The 14,291-nt window shown below is 54.7% G+C and carries 16 protein-coding genes, 1 tRNA gene and 1 pseudogene; 4 read left to right on the top strand and 14 right to left on the bottom strand.

Features of this window, described 5'->3' with window-relative positions; genetic code table 11:
- Positions 1–196 precede the first annotated feature (196 nt).
- The 5 genes and pseudogenes from V6L79_RS22095 to V6L79_RS22075 all read right to left on the bottom strand — a co-directional run bounded on the left by V6L79_RS22095 (position 197) and on the right by V6L79_RS22075 (position 3,009).
- Positions 197–640, bottom strand: coding sequence for a DUF4145 domain-containing protein (locus tag V6L79_RS22095; protein WP_338579517.1), 444 nt, complete (start codon positions 638–640; stop codon positions 197–199).
- A 274-nt stretch (positions 641–914) separates the two neighbouring features.
- Positions 915–988: transfer RNA gene (locus V6L79_RS22090), tRNA-Gly, on the bottom strand.
- Positions 989–1,094: 106 nt separating this feature from the next.
- Positions 1,095–1,950, bottom strand: a pseudogene (locus V6L79_RS22085) (alpha/beta fold hydrolase).
- A gap of 93 nt (positions 1,951–2,043) precedes the next feature.
- The gene (locus V6L79_RS22080; protein WP_261739411.1) at positions 2,044–2,754 is read right to left on the bottom strand and encodes a pseudouridine synthase; all 711 of its coding nucleotides are present in this window, start codon (positions 2,752–2,754) and stop codon (positions 2,044–2,046) included.
- 33 nt (positions 2,755–2,787) lie between these two features.
- Positions 2,788–3,009 (bottom strand): cysteine-rich CWC family protein, encoded by a 222-nt coding sequence (locus V6L79_RS22075; protein WP_261739410.1) that lies wholly within the window; start codon positions 3,007–3,009, stop codon positions 2,788–2,790.
- Between the two features lie 264 nt (positions 3,010–3,273).
- On the opposite strand from V6L79_RS22075, the gene V6L79_RS22070 reads away from it, so the two are divergent.
- Positions 3,274–3,711: a DUF3757 domain-containing protein gene (locus tag V6L79_RS22070; RefSeq protein WP_261739409.1), complete on the top strand. Its 438-nt coding sequence runs from the start codon at positions 3,274–3,276 to the stop codon at positions 3,709–3,711.
- A 559-nt stretch (positions 3,712–4,270) separates the two neighbouring features.
- Positions 4,271–4,963: a uracil-DNA glycosylase gene (gene ung, locus V6L79_RS22060; protein ID WP_261739407.1), complete on the top strand. Its 693-nt coding sequence runs from the start codon at positions 4,271–4,273 to the stop codon at positions 4,961–4,963.
- Between the two features lie 108 nt (positions 4,964–5,071).
- Here the strand turns inward: ung and V6L79_RS22055 are convergent, their stop codons facing one another.
- From V6L79_RS22055 to V6L79_RS22020, 8 genes are all read right to left on the bottom strand, one after another.
- Positions 5,072–5,224 (bottom strand): hypothetical protein, encoded by a 153-nt coding sequence (locus V6L79_RS22055; protein WP_261739406.1) that lies wholly within the window; start codon positions 5,222–5,224, stop codon positions 5,072–5,074.
- Between the two features lie 14 nt (positions 5,225–5,238).
- Positions 5,239–5,496: an ogr/Delta-like zinc finger family protein gene (locus tag V6L79_RS22050; protein ID WP_261739405.1), complete on the bottom strand. Its 258-nt coding sequence runs from the start codon at positions 5,494–5,496 to the stop codon at positions 5,239–5,241.
- A gap of 459 nt (positions 5,497–5,955) precedes the next feature.
- Complete coding sequence (locus V6L79_RS22045; RefSeq protein ID WP_261739404.1) at positions 5,956–6,309, bottom strand: putative holin; 354 nt, start codon at positions 6,307–6,309, stop codon at positions 5,956–5,958.
- 149 nt (positions 6,310–6,458) lie between these two features.
- On the bottom strand, positions 6,459–6,728 hold the full coding sequence (locus tag V6L79_RS22040) for a response regulator transcription factor (protein WP_261739403.1): 270 nt from the start codon (positions 6,726–6,728) through the stop codon (positions 6,459–6,461).
- A gap of 149 nt (positions 6,729–6,877) precedes the next feature.
- Positions 6,878–7,912: an AbrB family transcriptional regulator gene (locus V6L79_RS22035; protein WP_261739402.1), complete on the bottom strand. Its 1,035-nt coding sequence runs from the start codon at positions 7,910–7,912 to the stop codon at positions 6,878–6,880.
- The gene (locus V6L79_RS22030; protein WP_321837574.1) at positions 7,905–9,419 is read right to left on the bottom strand and encodes a tripartite tricarboxylate transporter permease; all 1,515 of its coding nucleotides are present in this window, start codon (positions 9,417–9,419) and stop codon (positions 7,905–7,907) included. Before V6L79_RS22030 ends, V6L79_RS22035 begins: the two co-directional genes overlap by 8 nt.
- A gap of 1 nt (position 9,420) precedes the next feature.
- Complete coding sequence (locus tag V6L79_RS22025; protein ID WP_338579515.1) at positions 9,421–9,879, bottom strand: tripartite tricarboxylate transporter TctB family protein; 459 nt, start codon at positions 9,877–9,879, stop codon at positions 9,421–9,423.
- A 56-nt stretch (positions 9,880–9,935) separates the two neighbouring features.
- The gene (locus tag V6L79_RS22020) at positions 9,936–10,913 is read right to left on the bottom strand and encodes a tripartite tricarboxylate transporter substrate binding protein (protein ID WP_321834310.1); all 978 of its coding nucleotides are present in this window, start codon (positions 10,911–10,913) and stop codon (positions 9,936–9,938) included.
- 425 nt (positions 10,914–11,338) lie between these two features.
- Between V6L79_RS22020 and V6L79_RS22015 the strand changes: the two genes are divergently transcribed.
- Positions 11,339–12,010, top strand: a complete 672-nt coding sequence (locus V6L79_RS22015) for a response regulator (protein ID WP_261739398.1) — start codon at positions 11,339–11,341, stop codon at positions 12,008–12,010.
- Entirely contained in the window at positions 12,003–13,403 is a 1,401-nt protein-coding gene (locus V6L79_RS22010; protein ID WP_338579514.1) for a sensor histidine kinase N-terminal domain-containing protein, read from the top strand. Before V6L79_RS22015 ends, V6L79_RS22010 begins: the two co-directional genes overlap by 8 nt.
- 55 nt (positions 13,404–13,458) lie before the next feature.
- Here V6L79_RS22010 and V6L79_RS22005 read toward each other — a convergent pair whose 3' ends face one another.
- Positions 13,459–14,262: an HDOD domain-containing protein gene (locus V6L79_RS22005; protein ID WP_261739396.1), complete on the bottom strand. Its 804-nt coding sequence runs from the start codon at positions 14,260–14,262 to the stop codon at positions 13,459–13,461.
- Between the last annotated feature and the right edge of the window lie 29 nt (positions 14,263–14,291).

Here is a 14,291-nt window from a genome sequence, read left to right as displayed (position 1 = left end):
TTCCTATCGCTTAAATATCGCTTTTCCCAGAATCCGCTGGATGCCTTTATCTACAAGGGCTGCGGCTGTTTTTGGGATGGGATATTACTAATATTACTCTTTTTCCGGTCCCCACATATTTTGAGCAGAGACTGTCAGAGGGCTGGATCGCAGAAGCTTGTATCCGTGTCGTTGACGTTTTCAGGTCGTTGACCAATCAACCTTTTGCTCGACCTTGAGCCACGCGAGAGGGCAGTACAAAAAGGAACTGAGCTAAAGCCAGGGCAAAATCGATTCCTTTCTGCGCATCTGCTGCATTAGGGAGAGGAGCTTCTTCGTCCGCATGGCGTTGGTCGTTTGCCTCAAGTCGGACTTCGTGAGCCCACGCGGCCATATCTGCAGTGATTAGATGCTCAGCAGCTGCTTGGTCAATACGCTTATAGAGCGACCCAGCTTTTAGACCTTTTTCTTTTAGCATCGAGTCTACGGCTGAGGCCGTTAGCATCACAGCACCTGCAGGGGCGGAAATGCTTGTAATCGCCTGCTCGAGAAAGGATTTCGCCCGCTCTGGAACTGACCCATCCACGGTACGAGGGCTAGGCCAAATTTCGACTATGGATCCGAATATTTCGTGTACTTGATCGTATTTAGAAACCGTCATTGTCTGTCCACCACAGCTTTGACAGACATAGGTCGCCCACAATCGTTTGTTGGTCTGATTGTTATTTGTGGTTTCTATAGCTGCGTGACGGTACAGGTGCGGTAGGGCAATTTCGCAATGAGGGCATCGAGGTAGGTATAGTTGAGATGTTTGTTGCATATTCCTGATCCCGGAAGGCCTTGCTAAAAAACAAGGCTCGCAATCATACGGCCCCCAATACGGCCCCCTAGGTGGTAGGCCAGAGTTTCAGATGCGCTGAAACCCTTGAAAATAGTGGAGCGGGTGGCGGGAATCGAACCCGCGTGATCAGCTTGGGAAGCTGGAGTAATACCATTATACGACACCCGCTCAGAGCGGCTGACTTTGTACCAGAAGTCGGCCTTGATGAGAAGTTTTATTCTGAAAATATGCACTTCGCAGCGTTTTTTCGACCTGTTGTTTGTCTCGCGCGCGCTCACAGGGAGAGTGACTGTGGTTGAAGCTGCGTCGGTTTTAGAAAGTCGAGCAGGGCGTTTTTACTGATATGGCTGGCGGATTTGTGTTCCATGTCCAGAAAATGCCCGGTGTTTTCCAAGCTGACAAACTGGCTGTTGGCAATCGGTTGCGCAAAGTGCTGAGCGTCGCTGGCCACGGTGTATTCATCCCATGCGCCATTGATAAATAACACCGGGATCTCGATCCCCTTGGCTGCACTGAGGAAGCACTGCTGGTCGCTGTTCAGAACGTGGTTGATATGAAAGTGCATCTGCGCATATTCATGCTCGGCCAGGCTGCTGACATGCCGAAAGTTGAAGCGTTTGAAGAGCGGGGGCAAGTGCTTGCCCAGCGTGTCATTCACCAGATTGCCGACCTGGGTCCGGTTGCAGGCCGCCAGGCAGTGACGACCACGCTCCAGATAGTCGCGCATGGCTTCGTTGATCAACGGCGAAAAAGAACTGATCACGGCTTTTTCGATACGCCGTGGCGCAGATGCCAGTGCGGTCAGCGCCGCTGTGCCCCCCCCAGGAAAACGACAGCAGATAATTTGCATCAAAGTGCTCTATCAACTCCAGAAGCACCTGCGCTTCCAGTTCTCTTGTCAGCATTTTCTGATGAGGGTTATGAGGTTTGGACTTTCCGGCGTAAGGCTGGTCGTAAAGAACAACATTCAAATGCGGGTGCAGGTTTTTCAAGGTCTGGGAAAATGACGCAGTCGTCGCCATCGAACCATTGACCAGGATGATGGTGTTCTCTGCGTTATCGCACCGATAGAACTCGGTGTGAATTCGGTATTGGCCTTGAATATCGAGCACTGCAATTTCGGGCTTCATCATGGCGTCAGACTCCAGTGAATCGAGCGTCGGTCTGACTGATGGTGCACCGCGATTGTTACAGGCAAGGGTAAGGGGCTAGTCCGTTGACGGCTAGTGTGCGGGCGGCCCTTGGAATAGTTGTATTTCCTGATCGCTCAGCGCCCGATATTCGCCGGGGGCCAGTTGGCTGTCGAGTACCAGCGGGCCGATGCTTTCGCGGTGCAGCAGTACAACCTTGTTGTTGAAGTAGCCAAACATGCGTTTGACCTGATGGTAACGACCTTCAACGATACTCAGGCGCGCACTGCAAGGGCCGAGCAACTCCAGTTCGGCGGGCTGTGTTGTCAGGTCTTCAAAGGCGAAATAAACGCCTTCAATGAATTTGCTGATGTACTCGGGGCCGATTTCCTGTTCCGTCTCGACGTAATACACCTTGGGCATTTTGGTTTGAGGTTGGGTCACATGGCGCGACCACTGACCATCGTTGGTGATCAGCATCAGCCCGCTGGTATTGAAGTCCAGCCGGCCTGCAATGTGCAGTTCGTGCTGGTCGGGCTCATTGAGCAAATCAAGTACCGTCGGGTGCTCCGGGTCCTGGGTGGCGCTTACACAGCCAGGTGGTTTATGCAGCATGAAATACCGCGCTGGTTTACCTGCCTGAAGGATTTGCCCGTCGAACTCAATCCTGCTGAATGCCCGGATTTCGTGGCGCGGATCGCTAATCACCTGCCCATCCACCTGGATCCGTTTCTCGATCAGGAGCAAGCGTACTTGTTGGCGGTTGAACTGGGGCAAGTTGCTCAGGAAACGGTCTACACGCATAGCGATTAATCACAAGAAAAACAGACCTGCATATTACTTTAGGTGCTCCGATTGCGCTGGCTGCAATTGGCTTTGAACGTTCGCACAGCGAGGGCAAAGGCATGTCAGGTCGCGCTGTTCAAGTGGCAAGGCGCGGATGATTTCGGGGTCGATACTGACGCTGTAGCACCAGCAGGGTTGGTCGACGGTTGCAGGGTTTGCCATGGAACAGTCGTTGCGGGCCCCGCATGCAGGGCAAATCTCGGGAGTGGTCATGTCTGGGTGTCCGTTGTGGGGCAGGCGCTTAATCGCTCCATAGTAAACGCTGTCGAGGGCGTACGTATTTTTATGCGCGGGGCGTATGAAAATTCATTAATTTTTCAGTAAGTGGGTATTTAAAAGTTCGTGCACAATTATCGGAATTCGCCTACTAAGAATTGCATTGTCAAGTTGTGAGGGTTGATTAGTATTGGGTGCTTCGGCAAGGGGTGAGTGTCGAGAACTATCAAGTTTTAAATAAATATTTAGAGGTGGCTGGTTATGAAAGTTATTTGTATATTTTTGTGGGTGTTATTTTATTCGGCAAGTTCATGGGCTAATACAGCCGAAAGTTGTCCGAGTGTTGAAAGTGTAACCCTGCGGGCGGGTATCTACACCGCGCCGGCCGCCAAGGCCGGGAGCGAATGGATCGCTGTGTCTGGCGCGCAGTCGGCTTCGCGGTTGGAATCATTTGAGGCCGGGGTGTTTTATCCGGAAAGTAATCAGCAAGGCTCTGTAGGGAAAATTGGCTATTGCGAATATAAAGCGCAGGATCGTTCCCGTGTGAATTTGCACTATCGACAAAGCCGCGCTGAAGAGCACTCAATGCGTCTGCTCAATGTAGGCAACTGGACGTTTATGGAAAGTGGGCTGGGTCTGAAACTCTATGAATGCACTGTTTCAGATCCAGGCGCCTGTGCTTTTTCCATACTGGAGTAACTCGGTAATCCATCAGTTTTGATACAACAGCCGGGTGACAGAGGGGAGGGCGGAGGGCAGTGTGTTGCCTCTCTGCTTGATCCGCCGGTCTGACGTTTTTTATTCACGGCACTGAAAATCATTTTTGCGGTCTTAACAGGTGTCAGACAGCGTTGCTGTTTGTCGCCTTCCAGCGTCGCTGGATGTGCTCTTTCGCGGTCCAGGAGGCCGCCATGTATCGTCGCCTGCTCTCTATCGTTGTTCTTGGCTTGGCTGTATCTGCTTGCGTGCCTTATTACTCGGGTTACGAAGGTTATCGTACAGAGGTCTATACGGCTCCGGCCCCTTATTACTATGGCGGCTATCGTCCGTATTACGTGTATCCGCGAGGCTACTATGCCCCGTCTCCAGGCTATTACCACGGGCCCGCGTATTACCCTCAGGGGCCAGGCTATCGTTACGGTCATGGGCCGGGTTATGGCGCTGGTCATAATGGTGGGCGGGGGTGGAACCACCGGTGATGTTGACAATGGCGGCGGGCTTTTCTAGTGTCCGCCCCATTGTTTCTCAGGATGTAGCCATGACGTCGGATGACCGTATAAAACTTGAACCTGTATGGAAGCAGGCCTTGCGTGAAGAGTTCGATAAACCTTACATGGCCGAACTGCGTGAATTCTTGCGTCAGGAGCATGCGGCCGGTAAGGAAATTTACCCACCGGGCCCGCTTATTTTCAACGCTTTGAACCTGACGCCGTTGGACAGGATCAAGGTGGTTATCCTTGGCCAGGACCCTTATCACGGCCCAGGCCAGGCACATGGGTTGTGTTTTTCAGTGCAGCCCGGTGTCCCGACCCCGCCCTCGCTGGTCAATATTTATAAAGAGCTCAAGCGCGATTTGAATATCGACATCGCCCCCCACGGCTGCTTGCAGCATTGGGCTGAGCAGGGTGTTCTGCTGCTCAATACAACGATGACGGTGGAGCGTGCCAATGCCGCGTCCCATGCAAAAAAGGGCTGGGAGCACTTTACTGACCGAATTATTCAGGTAGTGAGTGAGCAGCAGCCTAAACTTGTTTTCTTGCTGTGGGGCGCCCATGCGCAGAGCAAGCAAAAACTGATTGATGCGACCAAGCATCTGGTGCTGACGTCGGTGCACCCATCGCCGCTATCGGCCTATCGAGGGTTTATCGGTAACGGCCACTTCAGTCGAACCAACAAGTTCCTTGAGCAAAATGGCTTGTCCCCGATCGACTGGAAACTGCCACCGGCATAAACAGCTCAGGCAGTAGCGGGGTGGTTGGCCGCGATAGTTGATCATCGTTTTGCACACCAGGTAAGGCAGCCTGGTGTGTAGGTTCTCAGTGTTAAAACTCGATTTGAATCAGGCAGTGCACAATCGACAATTGTCGGTTGTGCCTGTCATTTTTTCTGCAATCGCGCCGACGCGTGCTACCCAAGTCACTGCGTCGAACCGGATGCTCATGCTAGCGAACGTCTCGCTGCCGATACTGATGTCCAGGTAGGTGATGTTCATGATGTTGCTCCTAACTACTTGCAAGGCAGGTTTTCATAAAGTAGAGCTGCTTGGCGCAGTTCACGATTTACGCCGGGAAGGTGGACGTTGGGATTAGGCATGCCGCTGGGAGATAACTCATGGGTCATTTCAAACTCGGCTCTGACTGACCAGCCGCAGGCTTCAGTTGTGCACTGCAAGTAAGCGACACGCAAGAATATGTGGCGACCCTCGCTGGTGCGAATACGCATTTTACTTAGGCAGTGCGGGCAAACCATTTTGTAGGCGCTCATGATTGACTCCAGTTGAACTATCGTAAGGTGCCTGATTGAACATGCACGCTAATTTCAAAAAAAGACCAATCCGTTGATCGTGGGCCAGGATCGTTATGGGTGGGTTTGAAATGTTTTATAAATGGTGTGTAGGTTATTTTTACCTTGCTTGTAGGAGCTGTGGTTGTTGTTAGTGTTTGTTTATTAAGTTCATGTGATCGCGCTTTTTGCCTTTATTTTTATGGGTAAGGTTACATGGCAGAAATACTGGAAGTACTCGGTAAGCGTAAATTCTGCCGAAAAGCTCAACAAAGTCAAATTGGAGTGAGTAGATGTGTGTGGCCTGAAACCAATTGAAATACTTGGGCTGTTGAAAGTGAATTTGATTAAGCCTAGTGCCGCGCCTTCGCCGGTGTCAGGACTGTGGCAGTGAGCTCAAAAGCAGGCTGGCAGTTTCAATTGTTTGATGGGGCTCTTGATTTACTTAGGTGGGCGTAAACGCCGGATTATTTCAACTATGTCTGCTGTATTTACCCAAGCCGTTAATTTTATACTGATGGGGATGACGATAAGTGCGCAAATAAATGCGGTGACACCCGAAGACAAGCCTGGCAGGTGTGGCAGTACCACGGGGGCAAATAAATACCCAACGCCGGCACTCAGGAAAAATGACCCTGGAAATCTCCAGCCTTTCAGGTTGCCGCGCCTGCTCGTCACGATACATGCACCCAGGCTTGCCCCAAATAGAGTGTCACGATCGATCATTGCGACGACGATGGACAGTTTTGTTTCGAAATACCAGTATTGAGCTAGATTAACTATTTCAATTGTCATGGTGTGTACTCTGGGATCAATGTATTTGTTTGATGTAAAGATTCAAGTGGGTAGTTGCCTCGATTTTTGAGTTGATGATGCTTGATGAGGTGAGGTAAAGGGGCGTGTGGTCATGGTTTGCCCCTTGAAGAGCGTCCAGGCAATTCCGCTCAGGGTAGAAGGGTGATGCCGAGCTTAATGGCTTTAAGTACAGCGGCGTGACGTGACGTAACATCGAACTTTAGGCGTAAGTTAGCCATGTGGAAGTTGATCGTAGTTTCTGACCGGCTCAGAATGATTGCAATTTCAGCGCTGGTTTTTCCCTTGGCACACCACTCAAGTATTTCTTGTTCTTTCTGAGTGAGGCTCGGTATGAACGGCTGGGGTGTCGGCGGGGTCAGTCGGCAAAGTGACTTTTCTGAATGAGCAGAACTATGCATGTGGTGTCCTTGCTGTAGTGGTTGGTGTAAGCGCAGGTTCATTGTTTGAGCATTAAAAATAAGCGCACTTGCTACACACCAACAACTCAGTAAGGTTGTAGGAACACCTTTAACATCTTACGAGAATTCCTACATTGATCGGTGGTATTTCAGCGGGAGTGATCCCGCGTCCAGTACCGAAACAAAGGCTCTGCCAAAAACAGCACGAAGATCAGGCGCATGACTTGCAAGGCGGTGACCAGTGGAACTGAAAGTTGCAGTGTTTCTGCTGTAAGGCTCATTTCAGCAATCCCGCCCGGCATCATGCCCAGGGTCATGGAGCGCAGATCGAGTTGGGTAAGAGCACTCAAGCCCAGTGCGCACAGACTGGCGATCAGCATCGTCAGCGCTGTGCCCAGCAGTGTTCGGCCAATGAACGAAGGTGCCCGACGGAAGAACGCTCGATTGAAGTGGCAGCCCAGCCCGCTGCCAATTAACCATTGGCCCATCTGGCTGCTGCCGTCAGGCAGACCGATATGCAAATCCCACAGGATGCTGGCGCTGGCGCTGACTAGCAGTGGTCCGAACAACCACGGGTTGGGTTGACGCAAGCGTTGCCAGATCCAGGCCAGCAAAGCACCTGCTGGAAACAACAACAGTAACCAGTAAACGTTGATGGGGGCGGGGTGTAAGGCAGGTGCACCTTCGCCCAGTAGATACTTGAAGGCTGCCGGGACGCACAGTACAACAGTCAGCACCCGAAGGCTCTGGCCTGCTGCAACGCGGCTTAACACGGCACCATTGCGTGCGCCGAGGTTAACCATCTCTCCCGAGCCGCCGGGCATGCTGGAGAAGAACGCCGTCGCGCGATCCTCGCCGCTGCGACGCATAAGCCATACGCCGATCACACTCGAAACACTGGTGAGCAGGGCGCCAGCCAGGATCAGCCAAAAATGCGCCAGCACTTGCTCCATCACCACGGGCGTGAAATGCAGGCCGATGCCGATGCCGACAATCCATTGTCCGCATTTTCGCCCGCCAGGAATTTCGGCCAGTTGCCAGGGTGTCAGGCAACGTACCAGGATGATCGCGAGCAAGGAGCCGACCATCCACGGCAGTGGCCAGCCGATAAGGCTGGCGAGATAACCGCCGGCCAGACCGACCAGCGGCGTTCCCCACCAGTGTTTGAGTCCTGAATCACGCATCGGCCAAGGCGCGACGTTGAGCACTACGCTTACGCCAGATACGCAGTACAGGCATCAGCAACATGAGCGCAGTCAGTACCCAAACGCCCAACGTGATCGGGCTTGCCCACAGGATTTCCAGTGCACCATTGGAAATCGACAGGGCGCGGCGCAGGTTTTGCTCCATAAGCCCGCCCAGAATGAACCCCAGTAGCACCGGAGACAGCGGGAAGTCGAGTTTGCGCAGGATATAGCCGAAAATGCCGATACCGATCATCAGGAACAGATCGAACGTAGTGGCGTGAACGGCATAGACGCCAATGGCGGTAATAATTGCGATCACCGGCACCAACGCCCAGTTAGGCACCGAAAGTATCCGGGTGAAGATACGGATCATCGGAATGTTGAGGATCACCAGCATGATGTTGGCGATAAACAACGAGGCGATCAGGCCCCAGACGATATCCGGTTGCTGTTGGAACAACAGCGGGCCGGGCGTGATGTTGTACAGCGACAAGGCGCCGATCATCACCGCCGTAGTGCCTGAACCCGGTACACCCAGCGTCAGCATCGGCACCAGCGCGCCGCATGCCGAAGCGCCAATGGCCGTTTCGGGAGCCGCCAGACCGCGCATGTCACCCTCGCCAAATTTGCCGGTAGCACCCGCCAGGCGTTTTTCAGTCATGTAGGCCACGGCACTGGCCAGGGTGGCGCCTGCCCCTGGCAGTACGCCCATGACGAAGCCGAGCAGACCACAGCGGATATTCACCACGAACACCGCCGACGCTTCCTTGAAATTGAACATCATGCGGCCAGTGGCTTTTACGGCTTCCTGACCGCGGTGGGTTTTTTCCAGCAGCAATAAAATTTCGCTGATGGAGAACAATCCCAGTACCAGAACGACAAATTGAATGCCGTCAGTCAGGTGGATGTTGTCCCCGGTGAAACGGTAAACGCCGCTGTTGGCATCAATCCCCACGCACGCCAGAAACAGGCCAATCAGGGCTGCGATAAAGGTCTTGAGTGGCCGATCTCCCGCCATGCCGCCCAGGCAGACAATGGCGAACACCATCAGCACAAAATACTCCGCCGGACCGAAAGCAATCGCCCACTTGGCCAACAGCGGTGCGAACAACACCATGCCGCAGGTGGCAATAAAGGCACCGATAAATGAGCTCCAGGCCGACAACGACAACGCCACGCCAGCCAGTCCCTTGCGGGCCATTGGGTAGCCGTCGAGGGTGGTCATCACGGTCGAAGCTTCCCCCGGGATGTTCAGCAGAATCGAGCTGATACGCCCGCCGTACTCACAGCCCAAATACACCGCTGCCAGCAGGATAAGTGCCGACTCCGGCGGTAACCCGAGGGCGAAGGCGATAGGGATCAGCAGAGCGACCCCGTTGATTGGGCCAAGCCCTGGCAGTAATCCAACCACGGTGCCGATCAAGGTGCCGCACAACGCGGTGACCAGGTTGTAAGGGCTGAGCGCGACGCCGAAGCCCTGGCCCAAATAGCCAAAAGTATCCATATCAGTTCTCCAGAACGTCGAGCAGGCCAAGAGGCAGCGGAACGTCCATGGCTTTATCGAACAGTAAATAAAGGCCGACGCTCATCAAGCTGATGATCACGATGCTGGGCAGCCAGCGCCCGCCATACAGGCGCGCCATCGGGATGCCGATCAGGGTGCTGCTGAGAATAAAACCGAGGGTCTCGAATGTACCGGCGAAAATCAGCAGCAGTACGACACACAGACCAATCTTGGTCAGGGTTTCGCGATCCAGTTTGGGGTCATCTTCGCTATGCACTACGGGCGATGGACGAAAGACCATGTAGATCAGCCCCAGCCCCATCAAAGCCAGCATGAGCAAAGGGAAGGCGCGAGGGCCGACGGGTTCATAGGAAAAAGCCGCCTGATAAGGCCAGGCCATCACCGCCAAACCGAGGCAGACAAGCAGCATTGCAACGGAAAAAACGCGTTGTACGAGCATGGTTCACTCCTGGGCTGAGCCCTATATTCAAGGGCGCAGCCAGCGGTCGGCAGTGGTTACTGGATCAGGCCAAATTCCTGGGCCAGGGTTTTGTAGTCAGCCACCTGCTTTTTCACATAGGTGTCCAGCTCCGGACCGGTCATGGCGAAGGGGAATAGCTGGCGCTGATCACGCAATGCGGTGAACTCTTCGGAGGCCAGCAGTTTGTCGAAGGCGTCTTTCCACCATGCGTAGTCTGCATCGCTGACTTTTGGCCCAAGATAGAAACCGCGCACAACCGGCCATACGATGTCGTAACCCTGTTCTTTGGCGGTCGGAATGTTCTTCATCTCCGGCTCATCCAGGCGTTCGTTGGCGAACACCGCGAGCAGGCGCATATCGCCGCTCTGGATATGCGGCATGGAGTCGGAAATATCCGTACTGCCTACTTGAATATGCCCACCCAGCAGCGCCGTTGCGATTTCGCCGCCGCCTTCCAGGGCTACATAACGCAAGTCACGCGGGTTGATCCCAGCGGCCTTGGCGATCAGTGCAGTTTGCATCCAATCCTGGCTGCCAACCGTACCGCCTGAGCCGATCACCACTTTGCTGGGGTCTTTTTTCAGGGCCTGAACCAGATCATCGAGGTTCTTGTAGGGCGAGTCGCTCTTCACCGCAATGGCGCCGTAGCTGGTGCCAACGGCAGCCAGCCACCGCACGGCGTTTTCATCGAAACGGCCGAACTTGCCTTGTGCCAGGTTAAGCAATGAGCCACTGGACCAGGCTACCAAAGTGCCCCCGTCGGCCGGGCGCTGGGCCACCACCGCGTTATAGGCAACGGCACCTACGCCACCGGGCATGTAGGTTACGCGCATGGGTTTACTGAGCAGCTTCTCGTTCACCAGTGCGCTTTGCGCCAGTTTGCAGGTCAGGTCAAAACCACCGCCCGGAGAGGCCGGGGCGATGCACTCGGGGCGTTTTGGCTCAGCCATGAGTTGGCTGGTAAGCAGCATGCAGCTGGCAGCGAGAGCCAGGGAACGCAGGGGAAGTTTCATATTATCTCCTCAGGAGCTTTTGTTTTTATAGGGTAGTTATTTGTTGCTCAAATTCGTTGGCGCAGGGCTGTGCCTCGCCCGTATCAGGTACAAAGTACGGGCGATAGAAGGCCACTCGCAGGCATGGTGAGACAGGGCGCGAGTACGGAACAAACACAGAAGTGACGGGGCTTGGGCTGATGAGTCAGCATACAGGTGCTCCATTATTGTTCTTATTGGCGAAAACGCTTCGAGGCGTTTTTCGGGCCGCCATGCAGGCCATGGCGGTAATAGGGATTGCTGTAAGTCTCGCGATGCTAACCGGCTAACCTTTCGCTAACCTTACATAAGGCATTCACGGCTTTTGGGCTTCACAGGGCTCCGGCCGTCTGTACACTCCGCGCACTGAAGGCTGCGTCCTGAACAAAAATAATGAGGTAAACCCAATGCGTGTGCTTTTGGTCGAAGATCAGTTGCAACTGGCCGAGAGTGTCGCCCAAGCCTTGAAGGGCATAGGCTTGACCGTAGATGTACTGCACGACGGAGTGGCCGCTGACCTGGCCCTGAGCAGTGAAGAATATGCGGTGGCGATTCTGGACGTGGGCTTGCCGCGCATGAATGGTTTTGAGGTGCTGGCGCGCTTGCGTGCCCGTGGCAAAACCTTGCCGGTGTTGATGTTGACTGCGCGCAGTGACGTCAAGGATAGGGTTCACGGGCTTAACCTTGGTGCCGATGATTACTTGGCCAAGCCGTTCGAGCTGACAGAGCTTGAGGCTCGGGTCAAAGCGCTGCTGCGCCGTAGCGTATTGGGTGGCGAACGCCAGCAGCAATGTGGATCTCTGATCTACGACCTTGAAACCCGGCGCTTTACCTTGGGCGAAGAGTTACTGACCTTGACTTCGCGTGAGCAGGCGGTGCTCGAAGCGCTGATAGCCAGGCCCGGAAGGGTCATGAGCAAGGAACAGTTGGCGGCCCAGGTGTTTGGTCTGGACGAGGAAGCGAGTTCTGACGCGATCGAAATTTATATTCACCGCTTGCGCAAAAAGCTCGATGGCCAGGCCGTGGCGATTGTGACCTTCAGGGGCCTGGGGTACTTGCTGGAAAGCCGCGATGTTTAAGCTCGACAGCCTGCGCTGGAGTTTGCTCTGGCACCTGACGCTGTTGCTGGTTGTACTGATGCTGGCCAGCGGTTTGAGTGCTTATCTCAATGGCCGTGAAGCTGCCGATACCGCGTACGACCGAACCCTGCTGGCGTCGGCGCGTACCATCGCTGCGGGCCTGTCGCAGCGTGATGGCAGTCTGAGCGCCGACGTACCCTACGTTGCGCTGGATACGTTTGCCTACGACAGCGCCGGGCGAATTTACTATCAGGTCAACGATATCCACCAGCAGTTGATTTCTGGCTATGAAAACTTGCCGCCACCGCCACCGGGCACGCTACGTACCGATGATTACCCGGCTTTGGCGAGTTTCTATAACGGCATGTATTTGGGGCAGAACGTGCGGGTCGTGAGTTTGCTCAAGGCGGTGAGCGAACCCAGCATGAATGGCATGGCGGAAATCCGTGTGGCCGAGACCGATGAGGCGCGGGTGGCTATGGCCCGCAGCCTGATGGCCGACACTCTGCTGCGTTTGGGGATGTTGGGGCTAGGGGCGTTGCTGGTTGTGTGGTTTGCCGTAAGCGCCGCATTACGCCCGCTGGAGCGTTTGCGCACCGCTGTCGAGGAGCGTGAGACGGATGACCTGCGACCTTTGCCGCTGGTTTCCGTGCAGCGTGAATTGCGGCCATTGGTCCAGGCCCTCAATCATTTTACCGAGCGTTTGCGCGGGCAATTCAAGCGCCAAGCGCAATTTATTGCCGACGCGGCCCATGAGCTGCGTACCCCATTGGCGGTGCTCAAAGCCCAGCTTGAACTGGGCTTGCGTGCAGATGATCCGCACGCCTGGCGCAATACCCTTGAGCAGGCAACCCAGGGCACGGACCGGCTGACCCACCTGGCCAATCAGCTCCTGTCGCTGGCACGGATCGAAAATGGCGCGCGAGCCATCGCTGAAGGCGGCGCGCAGTTGCTCGACCTCAGTCAATTGGCTCGTGAGCTGGGCATGGCGATGGCACCTCTGGCCCATACCCGGGGGTTTGCGCTGGCGCTTGAGGCCGATCAGCCGGTTTGGTTGTACGGTGAACCCACGTTGCTGCACGAACTGCTGAGCAATCTGGTGGACAACGCCATGGCCCACTCTCCCGTGGGTGGCAATGTCGTCTTGAGAGTCACTGCTCCCGCGGTACTGGAAGTCGAAGATGACGGCCCAGGTATTCCCCCTGAAGAACGCGAGCGGGTATTTGAACGTTTTTATCGACGTAATCAGCAAGTAGCGGGGTCGGGCCTGGGGTTGGCAATTGTCGGTGACATTTGCCGTGCGCACCTTGCACATATCAGCCTGCACGATGGCGTGCAGGGCGGGTTGAAAGTACGGGTTAGTTTTGTCCCGGCCAATGGCGATCGCCGATAGGGTGAGAAACTCCGGGATTCAATCTCTGTAGCAACACAGAGTTTGTGTTACGAGTTCAGATAAACATCCCGCGCGCTTCGTTCAGTTGCTCCTGAAACCTGGGGTCGCCAGCTTCTACCCCCAGTTTCTTGAAGGCGTGCAGGGCGCTCAGTTGCTCAATGTCCTGATGCATGAACACGGTCGCGATTTGCACCAGATCGATGTAGTCAATGGCTTTGGATTGGCGGTTAAAGTCCTGATACAGGCCGGGAAGCTTGAGAAGCATCTCCGGAAACTCCCAAACAGCCAGCAATTTGTCGCCAATCAGCGGATGGATGCTGTCAATCACGTGATTCAGTGAGATCGGGTCGGAGAGCAGTTCGTTGTGTTCTTCGGCGTAGGTCAGGATGGGCAGTACGCCAATTTGATGCACCAGGCCGCCCAGTGCCGCCTGGTCTGGCTTGAGTGAGCTATGACGGCGGCACAAGGAGTAGCAGATACCTGCTACTTCCAGACTTTGGCGCCAAACATCGCGCATTTTTTTTTCGACCGTTTCCGAGCGGGCATGGAAAATCTGCTCCATCACCAGCCCGATTGCCAGATTGCTGCTGTAGTTCACGCCCAGGCGCGTGATGGCGGTGTGCAGGTCCGTAACCTCGCGGGTGGCACGCAGCATCGGGCTGTTGACCACTTTGATCAATCGCGCCGACAGCGCAGTGTCACGACTGATGACCTTGCTCAAATGGCTGACGCTGATTTCAGGGTTTTCAGCTGCCTTGCGGATGTTCAACGCTACTTCCGGTAGCGTGGGCAAAACCAGGTCGTCTCTATCAATGGCCTTAAGCAAGTCCGCTTGGACTCTGTGCGCGAGCATGCTCATATCTCTAGGGTGCTGCGTTTCAATGTGTG

This window comes from Pseudomonas sp. ML2-2023-6 (assembly GCF_037055265.1).
Classification (GTDB): domain Bacteria; phylum Pseudomonadota; class Gammaproteobacteria; order Pseudomonadales; family Pseudomonadaceae; genus Aquipseudomonas; species Aquipseudomonas kulmbachensis.
This window is presented reverse-complemented; position numbering and strand designations above follow the sequence as displayed.